Raw genomic sequence first — 17843 nt, forward strand, 5'->3', positions numbered from 1 at the left:
CGTCTCTGTGGCAGCGCAAAGCGCTTTCCGACAAAACCACCACACCACTCACCGGCGTGGGCCCTGTGCCTGGCCCCGGGCTTCCTAACCCTCAGCCCTGGTCGTGATGCAGCATGTCGCGCAGGGTGTCGGCCAGCGTGTAACTCGGCCTGCCGCGCCACCAGCGATGCAGGCGGGCCGGGTCGCCGCAAAGGCGAGGAATCTCGCTCTTGCGCACGAAGGCGGGGTTGACGCGCACCTCGATTTCGTAGCCGGCCAGGGCCTGGAGCTCTTCGATGAGCTGGCGCAGCGGGGTGGCCTCGCCGCCGCAGAGGTTGACCACGTCGCCACTGGCAGCTTGAACGGGCCACTGTTCCAGCAGGTCGGCATAGGCCGTGACCAGGTCGCGTACGTCGGAAAAGTCGCGGCTCACGTCCAGGTTGCCCAGCTCGATGCTGGCGTCACGGCGGCGAAAGTGCGCGACGATCTTGGGGATCAGGAACTGCTCCGCCTGCCCCGGCCCGGTGTAGTTGAAGGGCCGGGCAATGAGCATGGGCAGCCGCTCGGCATGGTTTCGCGCCATATGCTCCATGGCCAGCTTGGAGGCGGCGTAGTGATTCACCGGCGCGGGCACGACCGCCTCGTCGATCACCTCCCTGGCGTTGGCGCCGTATACGTTGGCACTGCTGCTGAGCAGCACCCGCGGCGGCGAATCGAGCTCGTCCAGCACCTCGAGCAGGGTTTCGGTACCGAGCACGTTGACGCGATAAAAGTCGAGCGGCCGGGGGTGGCCGACGAAGGAGAGCGCAGCCAGGTGGAAGACCCGCTCAGGGCGCTCGCGCTGCACCAGCGCTGCCAATGCTTCACGGTCGCCCAGGTCGAGCGCGGCGGTGACATCGGCGCCACAGGGTTGGCTGGCGGTGGCCACCACCCGATGGCCGCGCTGCTTGAGCAGGGCGATGAGATGGCGGCCAGTGAAGCCACTGCCGCCGGTAACGAGACAGGTAGGCATGGGCTGCTCCGATTGGTGGTGCCCGCCGCCCGGCGGCGGGCGAGTTCAGAAACTGCGGCCGCTGGCCACGCGCTGGAGGTCGGCTTCGACCATCATGCGACACAGCGCTTCCAGGCTGGTGGTGGGCTCCCAGCCTAGCTCACGCTGGGCCTTGGCGGGGTCGCCGATCAGCAGCTCGACCTCGGCGGGACGATAGAAGGCGGGGTTGACCGCCACTACGGTACGACCGCTGGCGGTATCGATGGCCACTTCCTGCTCGCCTTCGCCACGCCATTCAAGCGCGATATCGGCCGCCTGGAAGGCCAAGGTGACGAAGTCACGCACGGTTTCGGTGCGGTTGGTGGCCAGCACGAAGGTGTCGGGGGTCTCAGCCTGCAGCATACGCCACATGCCCTCGACGTACTCCTTGGCGTAGCCCCAGTCACGCTTGGCGTCCATGTTGCCCAGCTCCAGGCAGTCGAGCTTGCCGTGCTTGATGCGGGCCACGGCGTCGGTGATCTTGCGGGTGACGAATTCACGGCCGCGCAGGGGCGACTCGTGGTTGAAGAGGATGCCGCTGGTGGCGAACAGGTCATAGGATTCGCGGTAGTTGACGGTCATCCAGTGGGCATAGAGCTTGGCCACGCCGTAGGGGCTGCGCGGGTAGAACGGGGTAGCTTCGGTTTGTGGCACCTGCTGCACCTTGCCGAACATCTCCGAGGTGGATGCCTGGTAGAAGCGAATGGCGGGGTCGACGATACGGATCGCTTCAAGCAGGTTGACCACGCCGAGGCCGGTGATCTCGGCGGTGGTCAGCGGCTGGTCGAAGGAGACCCCGACGAAGCTCTGGGCGGCAAGGTTGTAGACCTCCTGGGGTTTGGCACGCTGCAGCAGGCGAACGCTGGCCGAAAGGTCGGTGAGGTCGTACTCGACCATGTGCAGCGAGGGGTGCCCGGCAATGCCTAGCTCTTCGATACGCCAGAAATTGACCGAGCTGGTGCGGCGATACGTGCCATAGACGGTATAGTCCTTCTCGAGCAGCAGTTCGGCGAGATAGGCACCATCCTGGCCGGTAATGCCGGTAACGACCGCAGTCTTGTTCATGCAACGTTCCTGTCAAATAAACATGGGTAAGGTTATCGGTACGCTTGGCGGCTGCAGGGCCGGGGTACCGAGACCAAGTGGCGGAATCTACCACGCCCGTCTCAGGGGGGCCAATCGGACCCTGACAACTTGCCTTGCCCCGGGGCGCCATAGCAGTCCTCGCCGAATCAGGTACAATTCTGACCCTCTTCACCGCGAGGTTCACGTTGATTTCAGTATTCATCAAAACTATGAGGCACCCTAACCCTTAAGGTTCAGAGACTCTCATGAATGGCTCTCTTGACAAGCGCAGCGCAGGCTACACTGCTCTTGCCACCGCGCTGGTGGCGCTACTTGGCACCTGGTATCTCTACGCAGGGTTGATGTGGCCAACGCAAGCCGAGTGGCTGCTGCCCAAGGGAGATTTCTTGCAGCATTTCCTGGGCTGGCACTTTTTCCGCCAGGAGCCTTGGGGCTGGCCACTAGGCGCCGTTCACGGCTATGGCACCGACCTGAGAAGCAGCATTGTCTTTACCGATTCCTGGCCCCTACTCGCCCTGCCGTTGAAGCTGCTGCACCCCTGGTTGCCCGAGACGTTTCAATACCAGGGCCTTGCCAGCGCACTGCATCTGGCGCTCAACGCCGCCACAGCCAGCTGGCTGCTGGCCCGCTTGAGGGTGCCGGCGCTGGCTGCGGCGGCCGGCGGGCTGTTGCTGGGTTTTCTGCCGGCGGCGGTGTTTCGCGGCCCCGGCGCGGCCGAACATGAGTCGCTGATGGCCCACTGGTTGATTCTGCTGGGTTTCTATCTGGTGCTGTTCCACCGCAGCACCAGCGGCAAGGCCATGCTCTACTGGGCGCTGCTGCTGGTGGCAGCGGTATTGACCCACTTCTATCTGTTCTTCATGGTCGGCGCGATGTGGAGCCTGTGGTGGCTGCTGCGCACGCTGGAACAGTGGCGCCTCTTCAATGCCACCAGCCGACTCGGCTGGGCAGCCTACAGTGTCGCTCAGCCACTCGGCATTCTAGGGGTGATGTGGGCGGCGGGATATTTCCACGCCGAAGCGGGCGCCCAGACTGAAGGCTTTGGCCTGTACGCTGCCGGTCTCTTCACCTACTTCAACCCGGCTCTCTATCTGGGCAGCCTGGAGTCGTTTTCGCGCTTCCTGGCCGGCTCGCCTCCGCAGCGCCTCGGCTTCTACGAAGGCCTGGCCTACGTGGGCCTGGGTGGCATCCTGCTGTGGCTCTCGGCGCTGGGGGTCCTGCTGTGGCACCATCGCCAGGGAGACAGCAAGGGGCCGAGCAAGCCTCGGCGGGATGCATGGTGGCTGGCAGCATTGGCCCTGCTGCTGTTCTTCTTTTCCTTGAGCCACCTGGTGGCATTGGGGAGCTGGTTCGTGGAGCTGCCGCTGATCTGGCCGGAATTCATCCAGACGCTGCTGCGGGCCAGTGGGCGCCTGGCGTGGGTGTTGATGTATCTGCTGCTGATCGCGGCGATCGTGGCGCTGGCACGGGGGCTCGGCCGGCGGTGGTGCAACGGCGTGGTCGTTCTGGCCCTGGCGCTGCAGCTCGTTGACCTTCACCCCTGGCATCGTTACGTACACGAGGCCAACCGTGACAGTGCGGCCTTTGCCGCGAGCGAGCATGAGACGTTCGCCTTCGTGGCAGAACCGCGGGTGCTGGCCGCCCTGGATGGTCGCGACCATGTTGCGGTGGTACCCAGTGAGGATGTGTTCCGCCTGATGCCGATTGCCTGGCTGGCGGGCCAGCACGGCATGTCGATCAACGCCGCCTACCTGGCCCGTGTATCGCCTCAGCGCATGGCCGCCGCTGCCGAGCCGGCGGCAGCGGAGCTGCGTGGAGGCGATCTGGCACCGACCACTCTTTATGCGCTGATGTCGGCCGACTGGGCTGCACTGGTGTGCGTGGAGGAAAACGTGCGTTGCGTGGAAACGCCCAGGGCGACCTTTGCCTGGCTTTCGGATCCTTTGGAGGAACTACCATGACACCTTGCACTCCGGTAGAGAGCTGGCGGATCTCCGTGGTCGTGCCCGTGTTCAATGAGCAGGAGGGGATCGCTACCCTTCTTGGGGCGGTTGTTCCTGTGCTCGAACGACACACCCCCGCATATGAGATCCTGTTCGTGGACGATGGCTCCACCGACGATACCTTGCAGATATTGCGGCAACGCCATGCGCAGGATTCCCGGGTTCGCTTCATTTCGTTAAGCCGCAACTTCGGCAAGGAGGCGGCGCTGACAGCCGGGCTGGAGCATGCCCAGGGGGATGCGGTCATTCCTATGGATGTGGACCTGCAGGACCCGCCGGAGCTGATTCCCGACTTCATTCGGCTGTGGCGCGAAGAGGGCTACGACATGGTGTATGGGGTGCGCGCTTCCCGCCCCGACGATACCATGATGAAGCGCTCTTCGGCGGGTGGTTTCTATCGGCTGTTCAACCGTATGAGCCATATCGAGATACCCGATAACGCCGGCGACTATCGGCTCATCGATCGGCGTGTGGTCGATGAGTTGCTGAAGCTGCCGGAGCGTACGCGCTTCATGAAAGGCCTGTACGCCTGGGTGGGTTTCCGTTCGATCGGGGTGCCCTACCAGCGGCCGGCCCGGACCATGGGCGACAGCAAGTTCAATTTCTGGAAACTGTGGAATTTCGCCATCGATGGTTTCGTCAGTTTCAGTACCGTGCCGCTGAGGGTCTGGAGCTATGTGGGCGGCATCATTGCGGCGCTGGCGCTACTGTATATCGTGGTGATCGTGGGCCAGGTCATCATTACCGGCCGAGACGTGCCGGGCTATGCGTCGCTGCTCAGTGTGGTGCTGTTCTTCGGTGCCATTCAACTGCTGTCGATCGGTATTCTCGGGGAGTACCTGGGTCGGCTGTTCATGGAGAGCAAGCAGCGGCCACTGTACGTGCTGAAGGAGTCGAGCCCCCTTGTGCCAGTGAGCCCGCCCAATGACCGGCCCTCGCCATGAGCCTGGCCCGACGCTGGGGCAAGGAGGGCTTCCAGGCCTTGCGCTTCATTGCTGTCGGGGCGGCAGCCACGCTGACACACATGGCGGTGGCTTCGGTGCTTTACCAGTGGTGGGACGGGCAGCTGATCTTCCTGGCCAATCTACTGGCCTGGCTGGTTGCGTTCTGCGTCTCTTTCTGGGGGCACCAGCACGTCACGTTTCGCCGTCGCACCACGTTCCGACGTTTTCTGGCCTTGTCGCTCAGCGGTCTCGCCGTCAACAACCTGCTGCTGTTCTTGCTGCTACGGACCCCTCTCGATGCACAGTTCGCCCTGATTGGCGCCGTGGGCCTGGCCGCGGTGGTGACTTACCTGCTGGCCCGCCTGTATACGTTTGCCTCCCCGCCGGCCAAGTGCCGGCGGAAGACGCCATGATTGCAGCAGGATGCGCCGACTAGGCGCCGGCGGTGAAGTCACGATCCACCAGAGCGGCCTCGAACAGGCCCTGGTAGTGGCCGGCGATAGCCTCCCAGCTCGAGGCATCGATCCATTCCTGACGCGCCTGATGCACCTCGTGGCGCTGCGCTTCGCTCGCATTCAGCGCTTCGGCCATGCCCTGGGCGATGTCGTCGGCACTGAAGCCGGGCAGCGGCCAGGTGATATCCCGCACCTCATCGAAAATCGGCGAGGCGGTGGTGGCCACATCACGACAGGCGGCAACAGCGGTACGCACGGCGGCACTACTGGATTCCAGGGTGAACTGATAGGGAAGTACCACGAGACGGCACTCCGCCAGCAGGCGCCGCACCTCTTCCATGGGCAAGTAGTCGGTGTGCCATTCGACACGTTCGGCGATACCCAGGGTTTGCGTGAGTTTGCGGCAACGCTCCAGCTCCTGCCGGGAGGCCACTTCATCGCGCACCGAGGTGACCAGCCGCAGGCAGGCGTCGGCGGGGATTTCGTTGCGCTTGAGCAGGCCGGCAAAGGCCTGGATCAGTGGGTACACGCCCTTGTGAGGGAGCAAGAAGCCGAAGCTGCCGATACGCATGCGCTCGGGCTCGGGCTCGGGAGCCGGCGTGGCGCCATCGGTGTCGATACCCTGGGGCATTAGGGTTGTGTTGTCGCTCACGCCAAGCCGCTTCAGGGTGTTGAGGTCGTCGAGGGTATGTACGAAGACTCGGTCGAAGGCGAGCAGGACATCGCGGGCGGCAAGCCGCCGCTCATGGTCGAAGTCGAGCATGGGGCGTGTGGTATGCAGGGTGATATAGAGCCGCCGGTTGCGTTGACGCCATTGACGCACCTGCTCTGCCAGCCTGCCCTGCAGCGGGAAGAAGGCGAAGTGGTGCTGCAGCCAGACGATGTCGCCCGCGGGGGCGGCGTGATTGAGGTCGGGCAGGTGCTTCATGCGCCAGGCCTCGCGCGCCATACTGTGGCGTGGCTGCGTCGAATCCATGCGCCCTTCCGGGGCCAGCACTTCCACCTGGGTGCCCCGGCGGCCCAGGGCTTCCAGCAGATGGCCGCTGTATTCGGCGATACCGCAGGGCTCGGCCCAACTGGTGAGCATGCTGATGCTGAGCGCGGGGGGCGGGGGCGCCTTGTGATGGGTGAGCAACCTGGCCAGCGCACTTCGAACCGAGTCACTGGCGGCCGGTGCAAGAAACCGCTCGCTTACCTGGCTGTGCAAGTGCCCCGCATGGTCGATAAGCGATTGGTCACCGTTCAATAGCTGCTGACACAACCCTTGCAGGCTACCTATCAGTGATTCGACGCCTGGCTCGACCCACACCGAGCGCGGCCCGGCGAAGTGCGACTGTGCCCGGTCGAAGCGATAGCCGACCCACCAGGCGTTGTCGCGGCCAGCGAAGTCGGTATGCGCGCCGTAGCCGGTCACCAGCAGGGGCCGGGAGAATTCGCCCGCTTCGATGGCAGGCATGTTGAGCCCTTCGCCACGGCTGGGCAGCACGACGAGATCTGCCTGCTGGTAGAGGCCTGCCATCTGCCCGGCATCGTAGTCTTCCATGATGATGTGCAGACGCGAGCGTTGACCATCGGCCACGTACTGCCCGGCCAGGGCTTGAACCTGGTTGTGGGGGTTGGGGAAGGTCTTGATGGTCAGCTCGACCTCGGGCACTTGCGCCGCCAGCCTATCGAAGGCTTCCAGCAGTACGTCGACCCCCTTGCGCGGGAAACAGGATGAGACGTGAAGCAGCCTGACACGGCGGTCACGGGCGGCGCGACGGAGGTCTTCCAGTCGGCTCTCGCTGGCCCGGGGGTTGGGCAGCAGCGGCAGGGTGACGACCTGGATAGGCAGCCGACAGCCGCTGTCCATAAGCGCTTTCTTGACGAACCAGGCAGTGACGAGCACGCCGGCATAGTGCCGATTGAGCGCTTCGATCATCTCCCGGGGCACTATCGACTCTTCCCAGAAGAAGAGTGCCACCGCCAGGCCGTGACTGGCATCCACGTCGGTAATGATGGGGTAATGATGGTACAGGCTCACCTTGGCATCGGCCGGGATGGTGTCCAGGTGCGTTTCACCCACCCAGCGATTGAGCCGTTCGACTTCCTGCACGCCCCCCGGTACCTGACGCACACGCTGCTGCCGCTCGCCTTCGCGAGGGGCGAGGGCGAACTGGGTGGCAGATGCGTCCTGGGCTAGGCGTTGCACGAGCTGGCGGTTCACCGCAGCGAGGCTATAGCTGCCATTGACGTGCCCTTCCACGCGCACACCCTGCAGCAGGGTATCGAGCTGACGCGCCGGCAGCAGTGCATCGCGCAGTAGAAGACTTTCACGGCGTACGGCGGCCATTTGGTGTGACTCGAGGTCGTGGAAGTCTTCCTCGCTATGGTTGCGCTGGCCCGGCGCCCCCGCCGAGGCCATGGCAATGCGCTGCATGAGCCGGACCTTGAGCGCGGGCATCCTGTCGAGCACCATCATGCCGGGGCGTTTGATCCAGCCGATGGCTGCCAGGCGCCGCAGCAGTATCCCGCCACGCGCGGAAGGCTGGTGCGAACCGGCCGAACGAACGTGAATGACGTGCAGTATGCGGCGAAGCGGCGCCGTCACCCGCCATGAGCGACTGGCGTAGACGTTGCTCAGTTCCTCAGCCAGGGCACGCTCGCGCTCGCGCAGCAGTGTCAGCGACTGTTCACACTGTGCCAGCGAGGATTCGCTTTTCTCCAGGCGCTGCTTGAGGTTGGCGTACTCGGCCTCGTGGGCCTGCAGGCGTGCGGAAAATTCTTCCAGACCGCCCTGATGCTCTCGGGTCAGCTGCTGCAGGTAGTCAAACCAGGGGGCTGACTCGGCGTCGGCGGCCTTGCGAGCGATGAGTGCGTAGTCGGGGTGGGCCGACAGCGCCCAGTCAAAGCGCTGCGCCAGGCTGGCCTCTGGTGACGGCGGCTCGGGCCCGTTGAGCCTGAGCACATCCGGTGAGGGAAAGCCACTGTCTTCGGCGACGAAGTGCAACAGGGGTGGCGGCAACGGGTGGCGGTGGGTGGGGTCCATGTAGAAGCTCCACAGGCCCACCGTCAGGTTCTCGGGGTTGGGTGTTTCGAGAATCAGCGCGCCGCCAGGCACGAGTGCCCGGTTGGCTTCCTTGACCAGTGCCAGCAGGTCGTCGAATGGTAGGTGCTCAGCGATATGAAAGCCGGTGATGGCCGCCAGTGAATCGTCAGGCTCACGCTGCAAGGCCTCAAGCGCGTCGAGCTCGTCAATGCGCAGGCCACGTTCGCGGCAGATTGCTGCCATGCTGGCGTTGGTATCTATGCCGCGACACGGCCACCCCTTCAAGCTTACCAGGTCCAGCCATTCCCCCCTGCCCGAGCCGAGGTCAAGCACCTCGACTTCGGGGTAGCGGGCCATGATCGGTTCGAGGATTGGCAGGTAAACCTCGAGGCGCTGCTGGATGCTTTCCTTGCTGCCTCGAAAACGGTCGGTGAAGCGGGTATAGAAATCCATGTGCGCTCACTTTGTCAGCGGTTGGCTCGGCAGCACATCCGGGCGCTCGCAGCGAATGCTGGGCATCATCCAGTTGGTGCCGATAAAGAAATCCTTTTCGACATTGATGACCTGAAACACCAGGGCGTAGTCGATCCATTGGTAGTTGCGAACCAGGTGGGTGTCTGTACTGTGCAGCGACAGTGAGAAAGCGTAGCTTCCAGGCCCCAGGTTGGCGGTAAAGCGAATGCGATATACCAGGGTGTCTCCCGCAGCCAGCCCATCCTCCACCTGGCCGGTATGCCAGGTGTTGGTACCGAATACGTCCTGCCCCAGGCGGTCCTTTATCATATAGCCCAGCACGAGCCGTGGGATATCGGCGTGTATGCCGACTCGAACCTGAAGCTCGACCTCCTGACCCACATCGACCACTTCCAGTGCCTTGCCGTTGCGGTCATGCAGGCTTACGCTTGCAATGTCGGCTTCACCGGTGCCGGAGCGGGTCTGCACCTTGCCGCCTTCCAGCGACGTGATTTCAACGCGATCATTCTCCTTCTGGGCAATGAGGGCGTTGTAGTAGTCCATGACTGCCTCGGGATCACCGTCCTTAACCACCCTGCCCTGCTCGATGAGAATGGCACGGTCGCAAAGACTCTGTATGGCAGCCTTGTCGTGGGAAACGAGCAGCAGAGAGGTTCCCTCACGCTGAAACTGGCGAATACGGTCGAAGCTCTTGTGCTGGAAGTAGGCGTCACCGACCGACAGCGCTTCATCGACGATGAGGATGTCAGGACGGAAGGCCGTTGCCACTGAAAATGCCACCCGCATCTGCATGCCGCTGGAGTAGACGCGCATGGGCCGGTCGAAGTATTCGCCAATCTCGGCAAAGGCTTCGATGTCGTCCATGATGGCGTGGATCTGCTCGCTGGTGAAACCCATCAGCCCCGCTGCATGGAGCACGTTCTGACGACCGCTCAGGTCTCCGTTGAAGCCCATGCCCAGCTCGAGAATGGCGGCCACGCGGCCATTCAGTACGATATGACCGTGAGTCGGCCTCAGCGTTCCGGTGATCATCTTGAGCAGCGTGCTCTTGCCGGCACCGTTCTGCCCGACAATGCCGACGGCTTCGCCCTGACCAAGATCGAAGCTGATATCGTCGAGCACCCAGGTTTCGTCACGAGGCGTGATGGGCATGAACCAGCTCACGACTCGATGCAGCTCGGTGCGGTAGCGACGGTAAGACTTGCCCAGCCCCCGAACTTCCATGAGGTTGCCGTCTTTCATAGTGCATCCACCATTTCCGGGCTGGCCTTGCGGAACAGGATGAAGCCGAAGGCGAGCAGGATAGCCCCCAGCAGGGCGACGATGGCCACCCCCTTGAGGGAAGGTGCCTGGCCGTAGACGAGAACGCTCTGGTAAGCGGTAATCAGGTGATAGAGCGGGTTGAAGGCAAGCCAGCCTTGCAACGCCGGCGGTACGATGCTGACCGGGTAGACGACCGGCGTGAACCAGAAGAGAAACTGCAACACGATGGGCATCACCTGACCGATATCACGCAGGAAAACGTTCAGGATGCCAAGGGTCAACCCCAGCCCAAGCGCAAACAGGACGCAGACGGCGGTAAGGATGGGCACCCAGATGAGTGCCAGGGGAACGAAGTGGCCCAATACGGCAAAGACGATCAGGATCACGGCAAACAGAATCACATTGTTGATCAGGCTCGAGCCGGTAATGATGATGGGTAGCGCGATTTTGGGAAAGACCATTTTCTTCATCAAGTTACCGTTCTCGATAAAGATGCCGAGGCAGCGGTTGAGCATTTCATGGAACAGGGTCCAGCCGAGCATGCCCGCGGTGAGATAAATGGCATAGGCGTATTGGTTGTCGATGCCGGGCAGCTTGGCCGACAGCACGGCAGACAGTATCAGGGCGTAGATCAAGACCATGGACAGGGGGTGAATGATGACCCAGGCACCACCGATACGGCTTCGTGCGAAGCGTGTGACGAACTCGTTGCGAATGGAGGATGTAATGAAGTGACGATAGCGCCACGCCCCCTGAAGTAAACCGAGCATGCGGTGCTCCTGCCGTCATGGCGTGGGAATGCGAAAAATCCGTGGCACATGGTAAGCGAACCCCCCGGAGCAAACCACCCCACCCCCGCCCAGGCCATGATATAGTGCGCGGCTTGCTCATCCCGAGCCTAACGCCGAAGCGTACAGGATCATAAAGGGTCGTTGCCTGGTATGGTTTTCAGCAGCCCCGAGTTTCTACTTCTATTTTTGCCGGTGACATGGCTGGGGTACTTGCTACTGGCCGGCAGCGGCCACAAGCATTCGCTCCTGTACTGGCTATGCCTGGCTTCGCTGGTGTTTTATGCCGCCTGGGACCCTGCCCTGCTGCCGTTGTTGCTGGGCAGCATCGCGGTTAACTACTGGATGGCCGGTCAGATAGGCAGGGAGCACAGCCGCAAATGGCTGGCCGCTGGCATTGCCTTCAACCTCGCTCTGCTTGGATGGTTCAAGTATCGGCTGTTCTTCATGACCATCTGGCAGGGCGAGGCGATTCAAGCCGCTCCGCTGATGTTGCCGCTGGGTATATCGTTCTTCACCTTCCAGCAGATCGCCTTTCTAGTCGACATACACCGCGGACTGACCCAACGACGCTCTCCGGCACGGTACTTACTGTTCGTTAGCTTCTTTCCCCAGCTGGTTGCCGGCCCCATCGTTCATCATCGCGAGTTGGCGCCACAGCTGGCGAAGCTCAATCGGCCTTCGCCGTATGCGGTCGCATGCGGATTGACACTTCTGGCCATCGGCTTGACCAAGAAGCTGCTGATTGCGGATAACCTGGCCCCGTACGTGGATGAGTTGTTCACCGCCGAAAGCAAGCAGGTGATCGGTGATGTGTTCCTGGCCGGCTGGGCCTATGGCATGCAGCTTTACTTCGACTTCTCTGGTTATGCCGATATGGCCATCGGCCTGGGGCTGCTGTTCGGCATTCGGCTACCGGACAACTTTTTCTCCCCCTATAAGGCGACCAGCATTCAAGCGTTCTGGCGCCGGTGGCATATGACGCTGTCACGCTTTCTTCGCGACTACCTTTATATCCCCTTGGGCGGGAACCGGCATGGCCTGACCCGGCATCTACTGGCGCTGTTCGCCACCATGCTGCTGGGTGGACTGTGGCATGGTGCGGGCTGGCAATTCCTGGTGTGGGGGGCCTTGCATGGTGGCATGCTGGGCATTTCGGTGCTGTGGGGCCGGTGGGTGCCTTGGCGCATGCCAAAGGTGCTGGGCTGGTTCCTGACGGTGAACACGGTCATGCTGGCATGGGTGCCTTTCCGCGCGGCTGACCTCGCCCAGACCTTGTCATTCTATCGTGCCTTGGCCAACCCGGGCTGGGGAGAGCTGAGGGTGACGGTGGGCTGGCTAGAAGCCGGAGTGATGGGCATGTTCCAGCCGGGATTCCTGCTGTGCATCGCCACACTGGTAGCGTTACTGCTGCCCAACAGCCAGCAGATTCTGGCTTGGCTGAAACGTGAAAGACGCTGGGTGGTACAGGGGGTTGTCACCGGGGTTCTGCTGACTCTGGCTAGCAAGACCTTGATGGGCATGCCCACCCAGGCCTTCCTGTATTTCAATTTCTGATGCTCGATACTGGCGATTCTATGAGCGCTAAACGCTTTGCCGGGGGCTTGTTTCTCGGTGCACTCGCTACGGTGGCGATCTGGCTGGCCCTCTGGGCAGGGCAACTTGGTCGCTCGCACCCCAACAATGCCTGGATCGAGGCCTCGATAGCCTACAAGCTCGCTATCGCCCAAGGGGCCGGCGGCCCCAAGATCGTGACTGTTGCCGGTTCCGGCGCGCTGTTCGGCATCGACAGCGCTCTTCTGGAGCAGCGTTATGGCGTTGCTGCCGTCAATCTGGGGGTAAACGCCGGCATCTCACTACCTGTCATCCTCGGCACCTCGCTGCCGGCCATTGGGCAGGACGACTTGGTGCTGCTCCCCCTGGAGTACCCGCTTTACAACCGGTTCGAGCCGGTTTCCGAGTCCCTGGTTCACTGGATGAACGGGCACCCAGAAATGCTGCTATGGCTGCCGCGACTCCGCGCACTCAAAGTCGTGGCTTCGACGTCGACCAGGAGGATTTTCGAGGGCTATCGTGGCATTCCCGAGGGCTTCACGGTAGCGGGAGATTACGGCCCGCAGCGGCAGGATTCACGCGGCGACCAGATTGATACGTCTCGGTCTCTACAGGAAGAGCGCCATCGTCGTTTTCTGGAAAGCCTGCCTGCAGAGCGATATGGGCATGAGATGCAATCGGGCAGGCTGGATCATGAGTCGCTGCAAGCCTTTCGCGATGCCGTTCTGGACCGTGGCGCATGCCCGGTGTTTCTCCCCCCACCCCTTCGATTCGAACCCTCCTACCTCAGCGACCCGGTCGAAGCCGAATATTATCGGACATTACCTGAACGCTTACGCAGCGCCGGCCTGAAATGGCTCGGAGATCCTTATGATGCGATGCGGCCTGGTGACGACTTCTTCGATACCAATTTCCATCTCATGGATGAGGCACGCCAAGCGTATACGGAAAAGGTCATAGCGTGGCTGGGCCCTTCACCGCTGGAGCGTTGCCGTGACTTCCATGAAGGCGGCCGATGATGGCCCTGGCGCTGACAGCGCCGGCTGTGTACCTGTCAGGCTCACGAAACCTCAGATGCGGCACCCAGATAACTGGCAAGGCTGTTCTCGAGATCGGCAAGGAAATGCTTGCGTTCGAATCTCATGGCATTTTCTCGACACCAGGATGCATCGAAGGCCGCAGAATCAACCCCCTGCCGCGCTTCGAATCCTGCAATTCCCTGGGCCAGGGCATCGGCGCTCTGCTCCACCAGGTGAAGGCCCGTGCGGCCGTTCTCTATGGTTTCAACCAGCCCACCCTTGCCGTAACCAATGACCGGGGCGCCAGCTGCCTGGGCCTCTACGGGGAGAATGCCGAAATCTTCCTCCGCCATGTAGAGAAAGGCGCGTGCACGCTCCAGGTGATCGATAAGGACGGGGTCGGGCTGAAACCCAAGAATCGTAACGTTAGGACCAGCCATTGCATTGAGTCGTGCCCGTTCGGGGCCGTCTCCAATGACGATCAGCTGTTTGTCGGGATGATGCCGAAACGCGTCAACAACGAGATCGAAGCGTTTGTAGGGCACCAGGCGACCGGCTGTCAGATAGAACGCTTCGCGCGGCCTGTCATGCCGAAAGCGGGCAACTTCGACGGGTGGGTATATCACGCTGGCCTCGCGACGATAACATCGTTCGATACGGCGCTTGATATAGCCTGAAATGGCAATGAAGTGATCCACCCGCTGTGCGCTTAGATAGTCCCACTGCCTCAGTTTGTGCAACTGCCAGCGCATCAGGGCTCCCGTGACCCCCTTTGCGTTGCCGGTTTCGCGCAAATATTGATGCTGCATGTCCCATGCATAGCGCATCGGGCTGTAGCAGTAGCAGACGTGCAGCGTTTCCGGGTCGGGGATGATGCCCTTGGCAACGGCGTGGCTGCTGGAGAGCACCAGGTCGAAACCCTTGAGGTCGAACTGCTCGACTGCCAGGGGCATCAACGGAAGGTAGCGACGGTAGTGCTTGCGCGCGCCTGGAAGACGCTGCACGAAGCTGGTGTGAATGGTACGTCCCTGAAGAGCGGGCGCACTTTCACCGTCGAGAAAATTGACGATGGTGAAGAGTTCGGCATCGGGAAAGGCTTCCAGCAGCACGTCGAGCACCTTCTCGGCGCCCCCCCAAGTGACCAGCCAGTCATGAACGATCGCTACCCGCATGCCTCTGATCACTATTACGACCGCCCGTAGTCGTCATTGAACCTTACGATGTCGTCTTCACCCAGGTAGGTGCCGGTCTGTACCTCGATCAGGCGCAGGGGTATGACGCCGGGATTTTCGAGCCGGTGTACGGTGCCCAGCGGAATGTATGTCGATTGGTCTTCCGAAAGCAGGAAACTCTTGACCTGACTGGGGTCTCCGGGATGCTCGCCTTGGGTGACCCTGGCCGTGCCTTCGACCACTACCCAGTGCTCGGCGCGATGATGATGCATTTGCAAGGACAGCTTCGCACCCGGGCTGACCACGATTTCCTTCACTTGAAAGCCGTCGGCAAGCACCATGGTGCGGTAGTGACCCCAAGGCCGGTAAACCTGCTGATGCGACTGGCACTCGCTGCGGCCGGCTGCCTTGAGTTGGGTGACGATATGCTTGGTGTCCTGTGCCCGGTCGCGGTGTGCCACGAGTACGGCATCATCGGTCTCGACGATGATGAGATCTTCAACACCTACCGCAGCGACCAGCCTCGACTCGCTCCGCACGAGACTGTTCTGCGTATCGTACAGCATGACATCGCCATGAACGGCGTTGCCCTGCTCTCCCGCCTTGGACTTCAGTGCATGGATGGCGTCCCATGCTCCGATATCACTCCAGCCCGGATCCATGGGCACTACTGCGGCATGACGCGTATGCTCCATGACGGCGTAATCGATCGACTCACTACGGCAACCGGCAAACGCATTGGCATCGACACGCAAGAAGTCGAAATCTTCGCTGCGGCCGGCGTAGGCTTGCCTGCAGGCTTCCAGTATGTCGGGTGCATGCTCGGCCAGTTCGGCCAGGTAACGCTCCGTATCGAACAGGAAAATACCGCTATTCCAGAGATAGTCGCCACTGGCGAGATACTGGCTGGCACGCCCCTCATCAGGCTTTTCCACGAATGCCGAGACGCTGAAGCCGCCATCCGGCAAGGGCTCGCCCTGCCGGATATAGCCATAACCGGTATGGGCCGAGCTGGGGCTAATGCCGAAGGTGACGAGAAAACCGTCCGTCACCAGGCCCGAGCCTTGCCTCACCGCTTCGGCAAAGTCTGCCGGACGCTCGATGACGTGGTCGGCCGGCATGACCAGCAACTGACTGCCTGGCTGGAGTTCCTGAGCGACGAGCGCGGCGTAGGCCAAGGCAGGTGCCGTGTTGCGTCCGCAAGGCTCCAGCAGAATACGCAAAGGGCTCGTGCCGATGGCCTGCATCTGCTCTGCAACAAGAAAGCGGTGCTCTTCATTGCATACGAGCAGAGGCCTGGCCACCCCTTCCACATTAGCCAAACGCAGCGCAGCTTCCTGCAGCAGACTATGCTCAGGGTGGTGCAAGTTCAGAAACTGCTTTGGATGGTGCTCTCGCGACACGGGCCACAGGCGAGAACCAGAGCCTCCAGAAAGAATGACGGGCAGGATCATGATGTCCTCCTTGAGTATGATTTGGCAGTTCCCTGGCACCCTCGAGGAGCGCTCGATCTCGATCCGATGCGCATGTTACCACTGACGCCAAGCGTTCGCAGTCCATGCTGAGCATGCCTGTGCGCGCCGGAAGGGGTCATCGACGAGTATCATGCCACTCAAGAATGAAAACCATCGCCTTGCCGCAGTGGCCTGGGAGTTCCTCACGGCTGATTGTTGATAAACCCTCTCGTCACCGTCATTGCCAGAATTTTCAAGTCGAAGCCAAGCGACCAGTGATCAATGTAAAACAGATCGTATTCGACGCGTTTACGCATCATATCGACGTCACCGGTAATTCCCCTGAGACCATGAACCTGTGCCCAACCAGTCATGCCGGGCTTTACCCGATGCCGCTGCATGTAGCTTTCGATCAAGTCATTGTAATAGGCATTATGATCCATGGCATGAGGGCGTGGCCCCACAAGCGACATGCGCCCCTGAAGCACGTTGTAGAGCTGCGGCAGTTCGTCGAGGCTGGTACGCCGCAACCAGGCACCGAGTTTCGTCGTGCGGGGATCATTATGTTGTGCCGGAGGGGTTCCCGTCTCCTCGTGCACGATCATCGTTCTGAACTTATAGATTCGGAATATCTTGCCATCGAGCCCATGCCGCTCCTGCTTGAATAGGACCGGGCTGCCCATTTTCCAGCGAATCACCCCTGCTATGGTCAGCATCAGCGGCAAAAACAAGATAAACAGTACCAAGCCCAGCACCCGATCTTCTATGGCCTTGACCAGCCTTCGCGGACCATCGAGCGGACTATAATTTAGAACAAGCGAATACATGCTCGCTACCTGTGCAGCTCTGTGATTCAGCAGGCGAACATCAGACAGGTCGGGGAAGTAACGCAGGCTGACAGGTACCGACATGAAAGCATTGGCGACCTCTCTTACGGTCTCGCCCTCGGCCAGCGGGTAACTTAGCCAGACCTCATCGAAATCGCGCTCGAAAATGCTCTGTCTAGCAAGCTGGCGGGTCTGGTCGAGAAATGCTGGATCACCACTGCCGATAAGCTGACGCGTGACACGGTAACCGACGTAGGGCATGGCAGAGAGCTTGCGCTCGATGCGCGCGGCATAGCACTCCGGCCCGATGAGCAAAACCCGTTTTATATTTCTGCCCCGGGAGCGTAGCCGGCGCAAAAACAGGTACAGGGCCGTGCGCAATACTATACCGCAGGCCAGCACTGCCAGTGCCGAGCTCCCCATCCATAACCGGGAGTAGATACCGGCACTCTGGGTAATCACCAGGAACAGGCTGAGCAATGCGATGGTGAGGAGCCAGCCAAGCACATAGGCACCCAGCATGGAAAAGAGACTACGCCCGCGCCAGGGCTGATAAAGCCCCAGCAACTCACCACAGGCCGGTAGAAGCAGGCTACCGGCCAGGATAAGCAACGGGTACTCGATCGAATCGGTGTGATCGAGTTCGGGCAACCACCACATCACGATGATCGAGACGAGAAAGGCAATCCCCGCATCGAAGGTGCGCAAGGCCCGCCGCATCCAGTCGCTGCTGGTACTGCTGCCATGGAGGCTCATCGGCGAGCGCG

At 61.5% G+C, this 17843-nt stretch carries 13 protein-coding genes; 5 read left to right on the top strand and 8 right to left on the bottom strand.

Going from position 1 to position 17843, the window contains the following annotated elements; translation table 11 throughout:
• Positions 1-91: 91 nt before the first annotated feature.
• Positions 92-991 carry a GDP-mannose 4,6-dehydratase gene (locus KZO25_RS03405; protein WP_223135882.1) on the bottom strand — a complete coding sequence of 300 codons (900 nt, stop codon included), beginning with the start codon at positions 989-991 and terminating at the stop codon, positions 92-94.
• A 45-nt stretch (positions 992-1036) separates the two neighbouring features.
• Positions 1037-2074 carry a GDP-mannose 4,6-dehydratase gene (gene gmd / locus KZO25_RS03410; protein ID WP_223135883.1) on the bottom strand — a complete coding sequence of 346 codons (1038 nt, stop codon included), beginning with the start codon at positions 2072-2074 and terminating at the stop codon, positions 1037-1039.
• A 266-nt stretch (positions 2075-2340) separates the two neighbouring features.
• Here gmd and KZO25_RS03415 point away from each other — a divergent pair, with 266 nt between their 5' ends.
• Genes KZO25_RS03415 through KZO25_RS03425 form a run of 3 tightly spaced genes read left to right on the top strand, consistent with a single transcriptional unit; the run spans position 2341 to position 5455 of the window.
• Positions 2341-4056: a DUF6311 domain-containing protein gene (locus tag KZO25_RS03415; RefSeq protein WP_223135884.1), complete on the top strand. Its 1716-nt coding sequence runs from the start codon at positions 2341-2343 to the stop codon at positions 4054-4056.
• The gene (locus KZO25_RS03420; protein ID WP_223135885.1) at positions 4053-5042 is read left to right on the top strand and encodes a glycosyltransferase family 2 protein; all 990 of its coding nucleotides are present in this window, start codon (positions 4053-4055) and stop codon (positions 5040-5042) included. The genes KZO25_RS03415 and KZO25_RS03420 overlap by 4 nt, the downstream gene beginning before the upstream one ends.
• The gene (locus KZO25_RS03425; protein ID WP_223135886.1) at positions 5039-5455 is read left to right on the top strand and encodes a GtrA family protein; all 417 of its coding nucleotides are present in this window, start codon (positions 5039-5041) and stop codon (positions 5453-5455) included. Before KZO25_RS03420 ends, KZO25_RS03425 begins: the two co-directional genes overlap by 4 nt.
• Before the next feature lie 19 nt (positions 5456-5474).
• On the opposite strand, the gene KZO25_RS03430 is transcribed toward KZO25_RS03425, so the two are convergent.
• Genes KZO25_RS03430 through KZO25_RS03440 form a run of 3 tightly spaced genes read right to left on the bottom strand, consistent with a single transcriptional unit; the run spans position 5475 to position 11032 of the window.
• A complete protein-coding gene (locus KZO25_RS03430) occupies positions 5475-8978 on the bottom strand; it encodes a glycosyltransferase (RefSeq protein WP_223135887.1) in 3504 nt (1167 codons plus the stop codon).
• A 6-nt stretch (positions 8979-8984) separates the two neighbouring features.
• Positions 8985-10241, bottom strand: coding sequence for an ABC transporter ATP-binding protein (locus KZO25_RS03435; protein WP_262488827.1), 1257 nt, complete (start codon positions 10239-10241; stop codon positions 8985-8987).
• Entirely contained in the window at positions 10238-11032 is a 795-nt protein-coding gene (locus tag KZO25_RS03440; RefSeq protein ID WP_223135888.1) for an ABC transporter permease, read from the bottom strand. The genes KZO25_RS03435 and KZO25_RS03440 overlap by 4 nt, the downstream gene beginning before the upstream one ends.
• Before the next feature lie 231 nt (positions 11033-11263).
• On the opposite strand from KZO25_RS03440, the gene KZO25_RS03445 reads away from it, so the two are divergent.
• Positions 11264-12607, top strand: coding sequence for an MBOAT family O-acyltransferase (locus tag KZO25_RS03445; RefSeq protein WP_223135889.1), 1344 nt, complete (start codon positions 11264-11266; stop codon positions 12605-12607).
• A gap of 20 nt (positions 12608-12627) precedes the next feature.
• Complete coding sequence (locus KZO25_RS03450) at positions 12628-13623, top strand: hypothetical protein (protein ID WP_223135890.1); 996 nt, start codon at positions 12628-12630, stop codon at positions 13621-13623.
• A 41-nt stretch (positions 13624-13664) separates the two neighbouring features.
• On the opposite strand, the gene KZO25_RS03455 is transcribed toward KZO25_RS03450, so the two are convergent.
• The 3 genes from KZO25_RS03455 to KZO25_RS03465 all read right to left on the bottom strand — a co-directional run bounded on the left by KZO25_RS03455 (position 13665) and on the right by KZO25_RS03465 (position 17832).
• The gene (locus KZO25_RS03455) at positions 13665-14795 is read right to left on the bottom strand and encodes a glycosyltransferase (protein ID WP_223135891.1); all 1131 of its coding nucleotides are present in this window, start codon (positions 14793-14795) and stop codon (positions 13665-13667) included.
• Between the two features lie 14 nt (positions 14796-14809).
• A complete protein-coding gene (locus KZO25_RS03460) occupies positions 14810-16249 on the bottom strand; it encodes a mannose-1-phosphate guanylyltransferase/mannose-6-phosphate isomerase (RefSeq protein ID WP_223135892.1) in 1440 nt (479 codons plus the stop codon).
• A gap of 203 nt (positions 16250-16452) precedes the next feature.
• Complete coding sequence (locus KZO25_RS03465; protein ID WP_223135893.1) at positions 16453-17832, bottom strand: undecaprenyl-phosphate glucose phosphotransferase; 1380 nt, start codon at positions 17830-17832, stop codon at positions 16453-16455.
• Between the last annotated feature and the right edge of the window lie 11 nt (positions 17833-17843).

It is taken from the genome of Halomonas sp. ANAO-440 (genome assembly GCF_019915905.1).
Lineage (GTDB): Bacteria > Pseudomonadota > Gammaproteobacteria > Pseudomonadales > Halomonadaceae > Halomonas > Halomonas chromatireducens.

Excerpts from the sequence above, each read along its gene's own strand:
- KZO25_RS03420 (WP_223135885.1), top strand. The coding sequence starts at position 4,053 with ATGACACCTTGCACTCCGGTAGAGAGCTGGCGGATCTCCGTGGTCGTG.
- KZO25_RS03440 (WP_223135888.1), bottom strand. The coding sequence starts at position 11,032 with ATGCTCGGTTTACTTCAGGGGGCGTGGCGCTATCGTCACTTCATTACA.
- KZO25_RS03430 (WP_223135887.1), bottom strand. The coding sequence starts at position 8,978 with ATGGATTTCTATACCCGCTTCACCGACCGTTTTCGAGGCAGCAAGGAA.
- KZO25_RS03460 (WP_223135892.1), bottom strand. The coding sequence starts at position 16,249 with ATGATCCTGCCCGTCATTCTTTCTGGAGGCTCTGGTTCTCGCCTGTGG.
- KZO25_RS03455 (WP_223135891.1), bottom strand. The coding sequence starts at position 14,795 with ATGCGGGTAGCGATCGTTCATGACTGGCTGGTCACTTGGGGGGGCGCC.
- gmd (WP_223135883.1), bottom strand. The coding sequence starts at position 2,074 with ATGAACAAGACTGCGGTCGTTACCGGCATTACCGGCCAGGATGGTGCC.
- KZO25_RS03450 (WP_223135890.1), top strand. The coding sequence starts at position 12,628 with ATGAGCGCTAAACGCTTTGCCGGGGGCTTGTTTCTCGGTGCACTCGCT.
- KZO25_RS03415 (WP_223135884.1), top strand. The coding sequence starts at position 2,341 with ATGAATGGCTCTCTTGACAAGCGCAGCGCAGGCTACACTGCTCTTGCC.
- KZO25_RS03405 (WP_223135882.1), bottom strand. The coding sequence starts at position 991 with ATGCCTACCTGTCTCGTTACCGGCGGCAGTGGCTTCACTGGCCGCCAT.
- KZO25_RS03425 (WP_223135886.1), top strand. The coding sequence starts at position 5,039 with ATGAGCCTGGCCCGACGCTGGGGCAAGGAGGGCTTCCAGGCCTTGCGC.
- KZO25_RS03435 (WP_262488827.1), bottom strand. The coding sequence starts at position 10,241 with ATGAAAGACGGCAACCTCATGGAAGTTCGGGGGCTGGGCAAGTCTTAC.
- KZO25_RS03465 (WP_223135893.1), bottom strand. The coding sequence starts at position 17,832 with ATGAGCCTCCATGGCAGCAGTACCAGCAGCGACTGGATGCGGCGGGCC.